We start from the raw sequence: 14,150 nt of genomic DNA on the forward strand, positions 1-14,150 counted from the left end.
CCGGTCGTCCTCGAGCGGGCGACGCGCGCCCAGGAGCTTCGCCATGCATGCAGCCCAGTGCTTCAGGTCCCTCTTTGCCGCGGCTGTGGTGCTGGTCGCGGTGGCCGTGCAGGCGGCGTCGGTCGCGCCGGTGGCGGCCGAGAACGGCATGGTCGTCACCGCGCACCGGCTGGCGACGCAGGTCGGGGTCGACGTCCTGCGGCGCGGCGGCAATGCGGTCGACGCGGCGGTGGCGGTCGGTTACGCGCTGGCGGTGGTGTACCCGGCGGCCGGCAACCTGGGCGGCGGCGGCTTCATGACGCTGCAGTTCGCCGACGGCCGCAAGACCTTTCTCGACTTCCGCGAGAAGGCGCCGCTCGCGGCCACGGCCGACATGTACCTCGGCGCCGACGGCCAGCCGGTCAAGGGCCTCAGCACGCGCGGCCATCTGGCGGTGGGCGTGCCCGGCACGGTATCGGGGCTCGAATTCGCACGCGCGAAGTACGGCACGATGCAGCGGGCGGCGCTCGTCGCGCCGGCGCTGCGGCTGGCGCGGCGTGGCTTCGTGCTGGAGCCGGGCGACATCGCCATGCTCGCCACCGCCACCGAGGACTTCCGCAAGGACCCGGCCTCCGCGGCGATCTTCCTGCGCGACGGCGTGCCGTGGGCTACCGGCCAGCGGCTGGTGCAGAAGGACCTGGCGCGCACGCTGCAGCGCATAGCCCGGCATGGCAGCCGCGGCTTCTACCAGGGGCCGGTGGGCGCGGCGCTGGCGGCATCGAGCCGCGCCGGCGGCGGCCTGATCACGCAGGCCGATCTCGACCAGTACGCGACCCGCGAACTCGCGCCGGTGGAGTGCGACTACCGCGGCTACCGGGTCGTCTCGGCGCCGCCGCCGAGTGCCGGCGGCGTGATCCTGTGCGAGATCCTCAACATCGTCGAGGGCTATCCGCTGAAGGACCTGGGCCACGGCTCGGCGCAGGGGGTGCATTACCAGATCGAGGCGATGCGCCACGCCTACATCGACCGCAACAGCTACCTGGGCGACCCCGACTTCGTGCAGAACCCGCTGGAGCGCCTGCTCGACAAGAGCTATGCCGCGCGCATCCGCGCCGCCATCGACCCGGCGCGCGCCGGCGTGTCGCAGGAACTGCGGCCCGGCGTGGCGCCGCACGAGGGCAGCAACACCACGCACTACTCCGTCATCGACCGCGAAGGCAACGCGGCCTCGGTGACCTACACGCTCAACGACTGGTTCGGCGCCCGCGTCACCGCGGCAGGTACCGGCGTGCTGCTGAACAACGAGATGGACGACTTCACCGTCAAGCTCGGCGCCGCGAACATGTACGGCCTGGTGCAGGGCGAGTCCAACGCGATCGCGCCGGCCAAGCGTCCGCTCAGTTCGATGAGCCCGACCATCGTGTCGCGCGACGGCAAGCCGGTCCTGGTGCTGGGCACGCCCGGCGGCAGCCGCATCATCACCGTGACGGCGCTGGTGCTGCTGAACCTCATCGATTACGGCATGACCGTGCAGGAGGCGGTCGATGCCCCGCGCTTCCACCAGCAGTGGCAGCCGGAGGCGACGAACCTCGAGCCTTTCGCGCTGAGCCCCGACACGCGGCAGATCCTGCTCGGCATGGGACACCGATTCGGTGCCCCGCAACCGGCCAACCACGTGACGGCCATCCTGGTCGGCGCGCCCTCGCTGGGCGGCAAGCCGGTCGGCAGCAACCGCTATTACGGCGCCAACGACCCGCGGCGCAACACCGGTCTGGCGGCCGGCTACTGAGCACCCCCAGGGCCGGTCTGCGCCCAGCCCGCCCCCCGCGGGGGTCAAGGAAACTTGAGGCGGCCCGACGTTTCCTTGAGAACGGCCACGCTGCGCACTGCCGATCCGCGCTCAGTAGCGCCGCTGCAGCAGCAGCGTGTCGTTCTCGCGCTTCATCTGGAAGCGCGTCAGAAAGCTGTTGCCGAGCAGGATGAAGGGCATCGGCTGGGGCTGCACCACCGCCGCCACGTTGTGCACCTCCACGTCACCGACCCGCACCGTGTTCAGCGAGATGCGGTAGCCCACGGTGTTGCCGTTGGCGGTGCGCAGGCCGATGCGCTCGCCGTTCTTGTAGGACAGGCCCAGACGCTCGGCCTCGTCCTGGCCCATCGCGACCATCGTCGCGCCGGTGTCGACCAGGAACAGCACGCCGCGGCCGTTGATCTGGCCATTGGCCTGAAAGTGGCCGTTGGCATCGCTGCTGAGGGCGATCTCGGTGCCGCTGCCGGCGCTCGCCGTGCCGCCCAGGTTCACCGCCGCTTCACCGAGGCGCAGCGTCTGGCGCTGGCCGTCGATCTCGACCACCGCCTGCGCCTCGTTCAGGCTGACCAGCTTGACGCCCTGCACGGTGGTGCCCACCGCGACCGCACGCGGCGCGCCGCCGTCGATGACCAGCAGCGCGCGGCTGCCCATGCTGCCGCTCAGCGCCACGCGACGGGACGGTGGCTGCTGCGCCGCCGCCAGGGCGGCGGCGAGGATCAGCACGGCGGACAGCAGCGCGGCGCGCATCCGGCGCCGGCTCAGTCGCGGAAGTTGTTGAACGACAGCGGCACGTCGGCCACGTCCTTGCGGATCAGCGCCATCGCGGCCTGCAGGTCGTCGCGCTTGGTGCCAGTGACGCGCACCGCATCGCCCTGGATCGCGGCCTGCACCTTCATCTTGCTGGCCTTGATCAGCTGCTGGATCTTCTTGGCGGTCTCGCTGTCGATGCCTTCCTTGACCTTGAGCACCTGCTTGACCTTGTCGCCGCCGATCTTCTCGATCTTGGCGCTGCTGTCGAGGAAGCGCGCATCGACGCTGCGCTTGGTGAGCTTGAGCGTCAGGATGTCCATCACCTGCGAGAGCTGGAAGTCGCTGTCGGCATAGAGCGTGATGTCCTTGTCCTTCAGCTCGACGCGGGCCGACGAGCCCTTGAAGTCGAAGCGCGTGCCGATCTCCTTGCTGCTCTGGTCGACTGCATTGCGCACCTCGACGAGGTTGGGTTCGAGCACGGTATCGAAGCTGGGCATGATGAAGGGCTTCCTGTGACGGAGATCAGCGAAAATTCTGCCATGCCGGACGTGCCTGCCCTCGAAACCAATGTCAGCCTGAGGCCGTACAACAGCTTCGGCCTGCCCGCGCTGGCCCAGCGGCTCGTGCGCGTGCGCGCACCCGAGGACGTGCAGCGCCTGCTGGCCGACCCCGATCTGGCCCGTCTGCCCAGGTTCGTGCTGGGCGGCGGCAGCAACATCGTGCTGACGCGCGACCTGCGCGCGCTGGTGCTCAAGGTCGAGATCCCCGGGCGTCGCGTGCTCGAGCGCCGGGACGATGCGGTCATCGTCGAGGCGGGTGCCGGCGAGAACTGGCACGAGTTCGTCGCCTGGACGCTGGAGCAGGGCCTGCCGGGGCTGGAGAACCTGGCGCTGATCCCTGGTTGCGTGGGCGCCGCGCCGGTGCAGAACATCGGTGCCTACGGCGTGGAGCTGAAGGACCGCTTCGACTCGCTCGACGCCATCGACCTGCAGACCGGCGCCGCGCTCACGCTGGACGCCGCCGCCTGCCGATTCGGCTACCGCGACAGCGTGTTCAAGCAGGCGCTCGCCGGCCGCTGCCTGATCACCCGCGTGCGGCTGCGACTGCCGCAGCCGCCGACCGCGGTGCTGGGCTACCTGGACCTGGAGCGCAGGATGGCCGACACCGGCATCACCCACCCGACGCCGCGCCAGGTGTTCGACTGGGTCTGCGAGATCCGCCGCGCCAAGCTGCCCGACCCGGCGGTGATCGGCAACGCCGGCAGCTTCTTCAAGAACCCGGTGGTCACGCCGGAGCAGTGCCGCGACATCATCGCGCGCGACCCGGCGATCGTGCATTACCCCATGGCCGACGGCAGTTTCAAGCTCGCGGCAGGATGGCTGATCGACGCCTGCGGCTGGAAGGGCAAGTCGATCGGCCAGGCCGGCGTCTACGAGAAGCAGGCGCTGGTGCTGGTGAACCGCGGGCAGGCCATCGGCGGCGAGATCGTGACGCTGGCGCAGGCGATCCAGGAAAGCGTCTACGGCCGCTTCGGCATCCGGCTCGAGCCCGAGCCGGTGGTGGTCTAGGGCCTGTTAACGCTACCGGAGGGCTCGCGCCCGTGCTGCGCAGGCCCGAAGGGTGACCCATGAAACGGGCGCCCTCGGCGTTGCCCATGCTCGCCGGGGGCCGACCCCGGCTGCGCTGTGCGCCTTGATGGCGTCCGTTTCATGGGTCACGCGAGCCCTCCGGTAGCGTTAACAGGCCCTAGGGCGGGGCTCATCAACCATCGAGGAGACGGTCATGACGCAATGGCGCAGGAAGGGGGCCGACGAGGTCTATGCCCCCGAGGAGATCGAGGCCCGGCTGAAGGCCGAGCTGCCGCACTGGACCTACGAGGACGGCTGGATCCGTCGCAAGTACAAGACCAGCGGCTGGAAGGCCACGCTGATGGTCGTCAACACCGTCGGCCACCTCGCCGAGGCGGCCTGGCACCACCCGGACCTGGCGGTCAGCTACGCGTTCGTGATCGTGAAGCTGGTCAACCACGCCGCCAAGGGCGTGACCGAGAAGGACTTCGCGCTGGCCAGGAAGATCGAGGAGGTGGTGCAGTGGCAGCCGGCGAAGGAGGAGGGCGCGGTGCTCGAGGGCACGCCCAATGACGATGCGCGCTTCAAGTATCTGAAATACGACGCGGCGTGAGCTGCGGCTGCCGCGCGGGCAAGCCACTCGAATGCGGGAGGCCGAGGCACGCAAGTTCACGCCCCGGTCGCCGTTCCATTCGGCACACTCGCTCGGCGTCGCATCGAGGAGTGCCCTGCCATGTTCGCCCGTTCGCTTGCCGTTGTCATGCTCGTTGCCGGGCTGCTGGGGGGTTGCGCGTCGTCGCGCCACACCGAACCGGGAGCGGCGGCCGCAAGCGCCCTGTCGCAGGGCAATGCCACGGTGAGCCGGATCACCTACTTCGCGGCCTGGGTCGACGCACCGGCAGCGGTCGCGGTCCCGACCGCCCCGGCCGTGGCCAAGCCGGCCCCGGCCTCCAAGGCCAAGCCGGCGGCGAGCGGCAAACGCGACAAGCGCACGGCGCCTTCAGCAGCCACGGCTCGACCCGCGACGCCTGCCGCGCCAGCGGCTCCCGTCGACGCAGGTCCCAAGCCCCCGCCGCAGCCGCGCTACGAGTACACCGTCGAACTCGATGGCGGCGGTGTCCAGACCCTGGTGGGGCATCGCGACCTCGGCATCCGGGTGAACGATCGCGTGCTGGTGCAGGGCGGCAGTGTGACCGCGCTGGCGAACTGAGCCGGCGGTCCGCCGGGGTCAGGGGCGACGGCCGGCGGTGTCTCGACGCGCCGCCTCGTACAGGCGCCAGGCCAGCGGCAGTCGCTCCTGCAGGCGCAGCAGCCGCTGCGTCGCGGCCGGGTGCGTGGCGGCCAGCGGACGGCGGCCATCGTCCTCGGCCACCTCGTTCTGCATGAACTCGAGCTGCCGGGCGGGCGCGTAGCCGGCCAGCGCGGCCAGCAACAGGCCCAGCTCGTCGGCTTCGTATTCGCCCTGGTGCAGCACCGGTTCCAGCGTCTTCAGCAGGCCGAAGTTGAACTCGAACTCGACATACATGTCGGGCACGCTGCGCTCGACCAGCCGCGGCAGCAGCAGGCGGCCGGCGGTCAGCAGCTGGCGTTCGTGTTCCAGCAGGCTGTGCGCCATCTCGTGCGCCAGCACGAAGGCCAGCGCCTCGTCGGACAGGCCGCGGTCGTCGATCAGCGTTTCCGACACGACCACCTGACCGTCGGGCAGCGCGAAGGCGCCGCTGTCGTCCTGGTGCAGCACGGTCAGCGACCAGGGCAGCAGGGCGGCGCGTCGCGTCTGCTGGCGGGCCTCGACGACCAGCCGGTCGAAGATGCGCTGCAGGCGATCGCAATGCTGCACGCAGCCGAGCCGGTCGTGCCGGGCCGCGTGCGCGACGGTCTGCTGCAGGGTTTCGGCACCGATGCGGCCGACCTCGCCCGAGGTCCAGTCCAGCGCGGTGGGTTCGTAGGCGAGCTGGACGGCGGCCGCTCCTCCGGAAAACACCGAAGCCAATCCCAGGGCCAAGACGCGGCGGCACACAGCGTTCATCGCAAGCCTCCTGGACGGAGACTACGCTTTGTGACGCGGGTGTGAAAGACCCTGGGTGCCGCTCAGGCCGGGGCCCGGCGGACGGATCGCACGGCCGGCGGCGCGAGGCGCTGCCGAGCAGGCCTGATCAGGGCGTGTCGTCGTTCTGCAGGCGCGCCAGCGCCGCGCCGCTGCCCAGCGACAGCAGCCCGCTCTTGGCGTAGATGCCCAGCTTGGCGCGGGTGTCGACGATGTCGAGGTTGCGCATCGTCAGCTGGCCGATGCGGTCGGCCGGCGAGAACGGCGCATCCTCCACCTTCTCCATCGACAGCCGCTCGGGCTGGTAGGTGAGGTTGGGGGAGCGCGTGTCGAGGATCGAATAATCGTTGCCACGGCGCAGTTCGAGCGCGACCTCGCCGGTGATCGCACGCGCCACCCAGCGCTGCGCGGTCTCGCGCAGCATGATGGCCTGCGGGTCGAACCAGCGGCCCTGGTAGAGCAGGCGGCCGAGCTTGCGGCCGTTGTCGCGGTACTGCTCGATCGTGTCTTCGTTGTGGATGCCGGTCACGAGGCGCTCGTAGGCAATGTGAAGCAGCGCCAGGCCCGGGGCCTCGTAGATGCCGCGGCTCTTGGCCTCGATGATGCGGTTCTCGATCTGATCGCTCATGCCCAGGCCGTGCCGGCCACCGATGCGGTTGGCCTCCAGCAGCAGCGCCACCGGGTCGGCGTACTCGACGCCGTTCAAGGCGACGGGCCGGCCCTCGTCGAAGCGCACCGTGACCTCCTCGCGCTTGACCTCGACCTCGTCGCGCCAGAACGCCACGCCCATGATCGGGTTGACGATGCGGATGCCGCTGCTCAGGTGCTCGAGATCCTTGGCCTCGTGCGTGGCGCCGAGCAGGTTCGAGTCGGTCGAGTAAGCCTTCTCGGCGCTCATCTTGTAGCCGAAGCCGGCCTGGGTCATGAAGGCCGACATCTCGGCGCGGCCGCCGAGCTCGTCGATGAAGGCCTGGTCGAGCCAGGGCTTGTAGATCTTCAGCGCCGGGTTGGTGAGCAGGCCGTAGCGGTAGAAGCGCTCGATGTCGTTGCCCTTGAAGGTGCTGCCGTCGCCCCAGATGTGGACGTCGTCCTCCTTCATCGCGGCGACCAGCATCGTGCCGGTGACGGCACGCCCGATCGGCGTGGTGTTGAAGTAGGTGATCCCGGCGGTCGAGATGTGGAAGGCGCAGGCCTGCAGCGCGGCCAGGCCTTCGGCCACCAGTTGTGCGCGGCAATCCACCAGCCGTGCCTTCTCGGCACCGTACTGCATCGCCTTGCGCGGGATCTCGTCGTAGTCCGGCTCGTCGGGCTGGCCGAGGTGGGCGGTGTAGGCATAGGGCAGGGCGCCCTTGAGCTTCATCCAGTGCAGCGCGGCGCTGGTGTCCAGTCCGCCGGAGAATGCGATGCCGACCTTCTGGCCGGTGGGAAGGTGCTGGAGGATGGTTGCCATGGTGGGGGACAGTGCTGCGGGTTCGGACTCGCCGGGGCGCGGGCGGGACGGGCGCGCGAGTGAGGTCAAATCGGCGAAGCCGAGATTTTAGGCGCGCCCCCGAACCGCCCCCGAACGAGAAAGCCCGCGATGCCCGGAGACACCCTGCCCCCCCACGCCGTCGAGGCGGCCGACCGCGCCGCCTGGCGCCGCTGGCTGAGCAAGCACCAGGGCCAGGCCAACGGCGTGTGGCTGGTGATGGCCCGCAAGGGCAGCGACCACGAGGCGCCGACGCTGGACGAGGCGATCGACGAGGCGCTGTGCTTCGGTTGGATCGACAGCAAGCAGGGCCGGCTCGACGAGCGCCGCTCGCTGCTGTGGTTCGCGCCGCGCAAGCCCAAGAGTGCCTGGTCCGGCCCGCACCAGCGTCGCGCCGAGGCGCTGGAAGCCGCCGGCCTGATGCAGCCGGCCGGGCAGGCCAAGATCGACGAGGCGCGGCGCAGCGGCCTGTGGCACAAGCCGCCGGCCTGATGCGGCACCTGCCTTTTTTCCCTGCCCCGCCACCGAGCGAGCCCGCGCCATGATCGTCGTCGACCGCCCGAACGGCTTCCGCCTGTTCTTCGCCCTGCGCGGCTCCATCCTGCCGCGCATCTTCTGGAGCCTTGCCACCTGCACGGCGCTGGCGACCGCGGTGGCGCTGAGCCACGGCATGCTGTTCCAGTGGAAGGTGACGCTGACGCCGGTGCCGTTCTCGCTGATCGGGCTGGCGCTGGCGATCTTCCTCGGCTTTCGCAACACCGCAGCCTACGACCGCTACTGGGAGGCGCGCCGGCTCTGGGGCGACGTGGTGCATCGCTCGCGCAGCCTCGCGCGCGAAGTGCAGACGCTGTTCCAGGCGCCCGCCGCGCCCGGCCCGGCCGACGGCGCGCGGGCCGCGCTGGTGCGGCGGACCATCGGTTTCGCCCACGCCTTGCGCCACCAGCTGCGCGACAGCGACGCCGGACCCGACATCGAGCGCCTGCTCGGGGTCGACGAGGCCCGTGCCTTCCGCGCCGCGAGCCTGGGCACGGAGCACCTGCTGCGCAGCGTGGGGCGCGGCCTCGGCGAGGCGCTGAGGGCCGGACAGGTCGATGCCCGCATCGCCGCCGAGATCGACACCCATGTCTCGGGGCTGGCGGCTGCAGCGGCCGGCTGCGAGCGCATCGCGAGCACGCCGATCCCGTTCGCGTACACGCTGTTGCTGCACCGCACCGCGTACGTCTACTGCTTCCTGCTGCCGTTCGGCCTGGTCGATCTCATCGGCTACCTGACGCCTTTCGTGGTGCTCGTCGTCGCCTACACCTTCTTCGGGCTCGACGCCGTGGGCGACGAGATCAAGGACCCGTTCGGCCTGAAGCCCAACCACCTGCCGCTCGAGGCGATCTGCCGCACCATCGAGATCAACCTGCTGGAAGCGCTGGGTGAGACCGACCTGCCGGCACCGCTGCAGCCCACGGGATCCGTGCTGCGCTGACGCGGATCAGCCGCGGCCGGCCGGGTCGCGCACCACGGTCACGCTGCAGTCCGACTCCGCCACCACCTGGGCCGACACGCTGCCGAGGTAGCGCCGCAGCGGCGAGGCGCTGCGGGCGCCCATGATGATGTGGTCCACCTCGTTGCGGCGCGCGAACTCGACGATCGCGTTGGCGGCATCGGGCGCCTCGAGCACATGGAAGGTCACGCGGCCGCTGCGCTCGGGGCCGTCGAGGCCCAGCGCCTGCTGCAGCGGGCGGGCCCAGTGCTTCAGCGCCACGAGCTGCTTGACGTGCAGGCTGCTGCCTTGCGCGTCGACCAGCTCGTCCAGGCCGATGCGCGCGGTCTTCATCACACCCACGCAGGCCAGCCGTGCGCCGGTCTCGGCCTGCAGGAACTGCTGCGCCGTGTGGCGCAGCGTCTCCAGCAGCCCCGGCGTGCCGCCGACATCGACCGCGGCCATCAGGATCGCGTGCCGCGGCAGGTCGGCGCTGGCGCCGCCATGCGCCTGGGGCTCGGACCCGACCGACGCGAACCAGCGCCGCAGCGCCTGCAGGCGCCCGGAGCGCTCGCGCTTCTCGGCCCGGGCGGTCAGCGACACCTGTTGCGGGTGCATCAGGTCGAAGGCGAGCTGGGCCGCAGTGTCGTGGCGTTGCTCGGCGCGCGGCTCGAGGCAGCGCAGCAGGATCTCCTGCAGCCACGGTGGGCAGTCGGGTCTCAGCACGCGCGGCGGCACCGGCTCGCGGTAGAGCCGCTGGCGCAGGCCGGCAATGCTGGTCGGTTGGCCGAACGGTCGCTCGCCGGTCGTCAGGTGGTAGAGCATCACGCCGAGCGCGTAGAGGTCGCTGCGCGGCTCGTCGCGCACGAACTGGATCTGCTCCGGCGACATGTAGGGCCCGGTGCCCATCGGCAGCGTGAACTCCTCGTCCAGCAGATCGGGCAGGTGGTCGTGGCGCGACAGCCCGTAGTCGATCAGCACCGCCTCGGCGTCGCTGCCGTCCGGCGCGTGGCGGAACAGGATGTTGCTCGGCTTCACGTCGAGGTGGATCACGTGCTGGCGGTGCAGGTCGTGCAGCGCCGTGGCGACCTTCGCGCCGATGGTCGCCACCTCGTCGATCGGCAGCGGCGCGCGGTCGAGCCGCGGGCGCAGCGTCTCGCCGGCCAGGCGTTCCATCACGAGGTAGGGCTGGGCAGTGAAGTCGCCCTGCGCCACGTAGCGCGGCACGTGCGGTCCCTGCAGGCGCGGCAGGATCATCTGCTCGACCTCGAAGCCGACGATGGTGGCCGGGTCCTCGCCGCCCTTGATGCGCGGCAGCTTCATCAGCATCGGCAGCGCGTGGTCCGGGTGGGTCACGCGCCACAGGGTGGTCATGCCGCCCTGGTGCAGGGGTTCCTCGAGCCGGAAGCCGTCGATCACGGCGCCCGGCTGCAGCGGCACGGGACCGGCACCGCCGTTCATCGGCCCTCGATCAGCCGATCGGCCAGACGGCCCGGCAGGCCAGCCCCGCGCACCTTCGCGGCCGCGGCGTCGTGGTCGTAGGGCACACGGTGGAAGCACAGGCTGAACGCGTCGGTGTCGAAGAGCGCCCAGCAGGCCGCCGGGTCGCCGTCGCGCGGCTGGCCCACCGAGCCCGGCAGCACCAGCCACTGCCGGTGCGCCGGCACCGGGATCTCGACATCGGGCACCGGCAGGAACTCGCCGGTCTTGCCGGTGCCGGCCAGGTGGTAGAGCCGCGGTTCGTGCACGTGGCCGATGAACACGTGGCGCGCCGCCGTGGCCTGCAGGCAGCGCACGGCGTCGTGCCGGCTGGTCACGTACTCCCAGTCGGCCGGCGCCCAGGTGTTGGCGTGGGCGAAGCCGCAGCCGGCGCGCTCGACGGTGAGCGGCAAGGCATCGAGGAAGGCGAGTTGCGCGGCGTCGAGCTGCGCCCGGGTCCAGGCAATGACCCGGCGGGCGTCGTCGACCATCGTCGGTCGCGGCCCCTGCACGGTCGATTCGTCGTGGTTGCCCTTGAGCACGATGGCGCCTTCTCGCGCCAGCGCGCGCACCCGATCGACGACCCAGGCCGGATCGGCGCCATAGCCGACCAGGTCGCCGAGGATCGCGTAATCGGTCGCACCGCGGGTGGCCGCGTCTTCCAGGCAGGCCTCGAAGGCCTCGCGGTTGGCGTGCAGGTCGGTCAGCAGTGCGAGCTTCATGACGCTGCGCGTTCGGGCGACGCCCCGGCCTGCGGGTTCAGCCGATCCGGCCGAGCAGCAGGTACTCCATCAGGGCCTTCTGCACGTGCATGCGGTTCTCCGCCTCGTCCCAGACCACCGACTGGGCGCCGTCGATCACCTCGGCCTCGACCTCTTCGCCGCGGTGGGCCGGCAGGCAGTGCATGAACAGCGCATCGGGGCGCGCCGCGGCCATCATCTCGCGGTCCACGCACCAGTCGGCGAAGGCCTGCTTGCGGGCCTCGTTCTCGGCTTCGTAGCCCATGCTGGTCCACACGTCGGTGGTCACGAGGTGGGCGTCGCGGCAGGCGTCCATCGGATCCTTGAAGACCTTGTAGCAAGCGCTGCTCGAGATGCCGGCCACGGCCGGGTCGATCTCGTAGCCGCCGGGTGTGCTGACGTGCACCGTGAAACCCAGGATCTCGGCCGCCTGCAGCCAGGTGTGCGCCATGTTGTTGCCATCGCCGACCCAGGCCACCACCATGCCGCGCAGGCAGTCGGCGGCCTTCGCGCTGCCGTCGTGCGTGCCGCGGTGCTCGATGTAGGTGAACAGGTCGGCCAGGATCTGGCAGGGGTGGTACTCGTTGGTCAGTCCGTTGATCACCGGCACGCGCGAATGCGCGGCGAAGCGCTCCAGCTTGGCCTGCTCGTAGGTGCGGATCATCACGATGTCGACCATACGGCTGATGACGCGCGCGCTGTCCTCCACCGGCTCGGCGCGGCCGAGCTGGCTGTCGCCGGTGGTCAGGTGCACGACCGAGCCGCCCATCTGGTACATGCCGGCCTCGAAGCTCACGCGGGTGCGGGTGCTGGCCTTCTCGAAGATCATCGCCAGCGTGCGATCGAACAGCGGCGTGTACTTCTCGTAGTTCTTGAAGCGGCGCTTGATGATCGCGGCGCGTTCGAACAGGTAGGCGTACTCCTCGGCGCGGAGGTCCTTGAACTGCAGATAGTGCTTCATGAGGCTGGAGCCGGGTTTCATGGTGCTCGTTCGGGCGAAGGCCACGGGGCAGGGCGCTGCGTGCGGCTCAGGCGGCCGGCTTCGGCGGCTCGGCGAGGAAGCTGCGGATCAGCGGGCACAGGATCGCCACGATGCGCTCGGCCTCGGCGGCGGAAAGAATCAGCGGCGGCACCAGCCGGATCACGCGATCGGCGGTCACGCTGATCAGCAGGCCGGACTCGGCGGCGCGGCCGAGCAGCTCGCCGCAGGGGCGGGCCAGCTCGATGCCGATCATCAGGCCCTGGCCGCGGATCTCCGTCACGCCATCGGGGCCGCTCAGGTCGGCCAGTTCGCGCGCCAGCGCGGCGCTGAGCGCTGCGCCCACCGTCGCGGCGTTCTCGAGCAGGCGGTCCTGCTCCATCACCGCGAGCGTCTCGATGCCGGCGCGCATCGCCAGCGGGTTGCCGCCGAAGGTGGTGCCGTGGTTGCCCGGGCCGAGCACGGTGGCTGCGCGCGGGCCGCACACGACCGCACCGACCGGCACGCCCGAGCCCAGGCCCTTGGCCAGCGGCATCACGTCGGGCTGGATGCCGGCCCACTGGTGGGCGAACCACTTGCCGGTGCGCCCGATGCCGCACTGCACCTCGTCGAGCATCAGCAGCCAGTCGTGCTCGTCGCACAGGCGACGCAGCGCCTGCAGGTAGGGCACGGTGGAGGGGTTGATGCCGCCCTCGCCCTGGATCACCTCCAGGAAGACCGCCACCACGTTCGGCCGCGTCTGGGCCACTTCCTCGATCGCCGCCACGTCGTTGAGCGGCACGCGCACGAAGCCCTCCACCAGCGGCCCGAAACCGGCCTGCACCTTGGGGTTGCCGGTGGCCGACAGCGTGGCGATCGAGCGGCCATGGAAGGCCTTCTCGTAGACGATGATCTCCGGGCGGTCGATGCCCTTGTCGTGACCGAACTTGCGCGCGATCTTCAGTGCGGCCTCGTTGGCCTCCAGGCCGGTGCTGCAGAAGAAGGCGTTGGTCAGCCCGCTCAGCTCGCACAGTCTGGCGGCCAGCTGCTCCTGCAGCGGCGCCTGGTAGTAGTTGGAGCAGTGGATCAGCTTGCCGATCTGGTCGGTGAGCGCCGGCACCAGCTTCGGGTGGGCGTGGCCCAGGGTGTTGACGGCGATCCCGCCCAGCGCGTCGAGGTACTCGCGGCCGTCGGTGTCCCACACTCGGCAGCCCTGGCCATGCGACAGCGCGAACGGAAGGCGGCCGTAGGTGTTCATCACGTGGGGGGACGGCGGCGGCTTCGGGGCTTCGGGCGCGTTCATGAGCGGCTTCCTTGAATGAAAAAGGCGCAGTCCGTCACGGATGCTGCGCCTGCACGATTCTACGGATGCCTGACGACGGCGCCGCGACGCGGTGCGCCGCGCTTCCTCGCAAGGATTTGCCGATTGTCTCTGCTGCGCTGCAGCACAATAGTGCCGTCCATCGCCGCCACAAGCGGCGTCCTGCCTGCGCCTGTCCGTGTCCACACCCGAACGCCCCCAACCGAGAGAAGTCTTCATCCAGGGCCTGACCCTGGACGGACGCACCTTCCGCCCCAGCGACTGGGCCGAGCGGCTGGCGGGCGCGATGTGCAGCTTCCGGCCGGGCGGGACGCAGATGGGCCGTGCGGCCTACATCGGCTACTCGCCCTACTGTGTGCCCAACGTGATCAATGGCGTGAAGTGCGTGGTCGTCAACGAGGCACTGCGAGAGCTGGAGCCGATGGCCTGGGACTTCGTCATGAACTTCGCGCGCGACAACCAGCTGCAGGTGGCCGATGCCTGCCTGCTGCCGGACGCGCCGCCGGCGGCGCGCCCTCCAAAGTAAAAAGGGCTCCTTGCGGAGCCCTCTTCATTTCCCACC

General features: G+C 70.5%; 15 protein-coding genes. 7 read left to right on the forward strand and 8 right to left on the reverse strand.

Annotation, left to right across the window (positions count from 1 at the left end; genetic code table 11):
- Positions 1-43 precede the first annotated feature (43 nt).
- Positions 44-1,768 carry a gamma-glutamyltransferase gene (ggt, locus tag ASC67_RS07110; protein WP_056317076.1) on the forward strand — a complete coding sequence of 575 codons (1,725 nt, stop codon included), beginning with the start codon at positions 44-46 and terminating at the stop codon, positions 1,766-1,768.
- A 111-nt stretch (positions 1,769-1,879) separates the two neighbouring features.
- On the opposite strand, the gene ASC67_RS07115 is transcribed toward ggt, so the two are convergent.
- Positions 1,880-2,536: a TIGR02281 family clan AA aspartic protease gene (locus ASC67_RS07115; protein ID WP_056317079.1), complete on the reverse strand. Its 657-nt coding sequence runs from the start codon at positions 2,534-2,536 to the stop codon at positions 1,880-1,882.
- 11 nt (positions 2,537-2,547) lie between these two features.
- Complete coding sequence (locus ASC67_RS07120) at positions 2,548-3,036, reverse strand: YajQ family cyclic di-GMP-binding protein (RefSeq protein WP_056317082.1); 489 nt, start codon at positions 3,034-3,036, stop codon at positions 2,548-2,550.
- A gap of 42 nt (positions 3,037-3,078) precedes the next feature.
- Here ASC67_RS07120 and murB point away from each other — a divergent pair, with 42 nt between their 5' ends.
- The 3 genes from murB to ASC67_RS07135 all read left to right on the forward strand — a co-directional run bounded on the left by murB (position 3,079) and on the right by ASC67_RS07135 (position 5,317).
- Positions 3,079-4,107 carry a UDP-N-acetylmuramate dehydrogenase gene (gene murB, locus ASC67_RS07125; RefSeq protein WP_056317086.1) on the forward strand — a complete coding sequence of 343 codons (1,029 nt, stop codon included), beginning with the start codon at positions 3,079-3,081 and terminating at the stop codon, positions 4,105-4,107.
- Between the two features lie 214 nt (positions 4,108-4,321).
- Complete coding sequence (locus ASC67_RS07130; protein ID WP_056317089.1) at positions 4,322-4,720, forward strand: 4a-hydroxytetrahydrobiopterin dehydratase; 399 nt, start codon at positions 4,322-4,324, stop codon at positions 4,718-4,720.
- 120 nt (positions 4,721-4,840) lie between these two features.
- Positions 4,841-5,317, forward strand: a complete 477-nt coding sequence (locus ASC67_RS07135) for a hypothetical protein (RefSeq protein ID WP_056317092.1) — start codon at positions 4,841-4,843, stop codon at positions 5,315-5,317.
- An 18-nt stretch (positions 5,318-5,335) separates the two neighbouring features.
- On the opposite strand, the gene ASC67_RS07140 is transcribed toward ASC67_RS07135, so the two are convergent.
- Together ASC67_RS07140 and argG are read right to left on the reverse strand one after the other, a co-directional pair.
- A complete protein-coding gene (locus ASC67_RS07140) occupies positions 5,336-6,133 on the reverse strand; it encodes a M48 family metalloprotease (RefSeq protein WP_056317095.1) in 798 nt (265 codons plus the stop codon).
- Positions 6,134-6,260: 127 nt separating this feature from the next.
- Positions 6,261-7,601: an argininosuccinate synthase gene (gene argG / locus ASC67_RS07145; protein WP_056317098.1), complete on the reverse strand. Its 1,341-nt coding sequence runs from the start codon at positions 7,599-7,601 to the stop codon at positions 6,261-6,263.
- A gap of 129 nt (positions 7,602-7,730) precedes the next feature.
- On the opposite strand from argG, the gene ASC67_RS07150 reads away from it, so the two are divergent.
- Together ASC67_RS07150 and ASC67_RS07155 are read left to right on the forward strand one after the other, a co-directional pair.
- A complete protein-coding gene (locus ASC67_RS07150; RefSeq protein WP_056317101.1) occupies positions 7,731-8,111 on the forward strand; it encodes a YdeI family protein in 381 nt (126 codons plus the stop codon).
- 49 nt (positions 8,112-8,160) lie between these two features.
- Positions 8,161-9,093 (forward strand): bestrophin family protein, encoded by a 933-nt coding sequence (locus ASC67_RS07155; RefSeq protein ID WP_056317105.1) that lies wholly within the window; start codon positions 8,161-8,163, stop codon positions 9,091-9,093.
- A 6-nt stretch (positions 9,094-9,099) separates the two neighbouring features.
- On the opposite strand, the gene ASC67_RS07160 is transcribed toward ASC67_RS07155, so the two are convergent.
- Genes ASC67_RS07160 through ASC67_RS07175 form a run of 4 tightly spaced genes read right to left on the reverse strand, consistent with a single transcriptional unit; the run spans position 9,100 to position 13,570 of the window.
- The gene (locus tag ASC67_RS07160; protein ID WP_056317109.1) at positions 9,100-10,551 is read right to left on the reverse strand and encodes a serine/threonine-protein kinase; all 1,452 of its coding nucleotides are present in this window, start codon (positions 10,549-10,551) and stop codon (positions 9,100-9,102) included.
- On the reverse strand, positions 10,548-11,291 hold the full coding sequence (locus ASC67_RS07165; protein WP_056317111.1) for a metallophosphoesterase: 744 nt from the start codon (positions 11,289-11,291) through the stop codon (positions 10,548-10,550). The genes ASC67_RS07160 and ASC67_RS07165 overlap by 4 nt, the downstream gene beginning before the upstream one ends.
- A 37-nt stretch (positions 11,292-11,328) precedes the next feature.
- Entirely contained in the window at positions 11,329-12,291 is a 963-nt protein-coding gene (argF, locus tag ASC67_RS07170) for an ornithine carbamoyltransferase (RefSeq protein WP_056317115.1), read from the reverse strand.
- A 46-nt stretch (positions 12,292-12,337) separates the two neighbouring features.
- Complete coding sequence (locus ASC67_RS07175; protein ID WP_056317118.1) at positions 12,338-13,570, reverse strand: aspartate aminotransferase family protein; 1,233 nt, start codon at positions 13,568-13,570, stop codon at positions 12,338-12,340.
- A 196-nt stretch (positions 13,571-13,766) separates the two neighbouring features.
- On the opposite strand from ASC67_RS07175, the gene ASC67_RS07180 reads away from it, so the two are divergent.
- Positions 13,767-14,114, forward strand: coding sequence for a DUF3579 domain-containing protein (locus ASC67_RS07180; protein ID WP_156466687.1), 348 nt, complete (start codon positions 13,767-13,769; stop codon positions 14,112-14,114).
- Positions 14,115-14,150 lie beyond the last annotated feature (36 nt).

This window comes from Methylibium sp. Root1272 (genome assembly GCF_001425905.1).
Taxonomy (GTDB): Bacteria; Pseudomonadota; Gammaproteobacteria; order Burkholderiales; family Burkholderiaceae_C; genus Methylibium.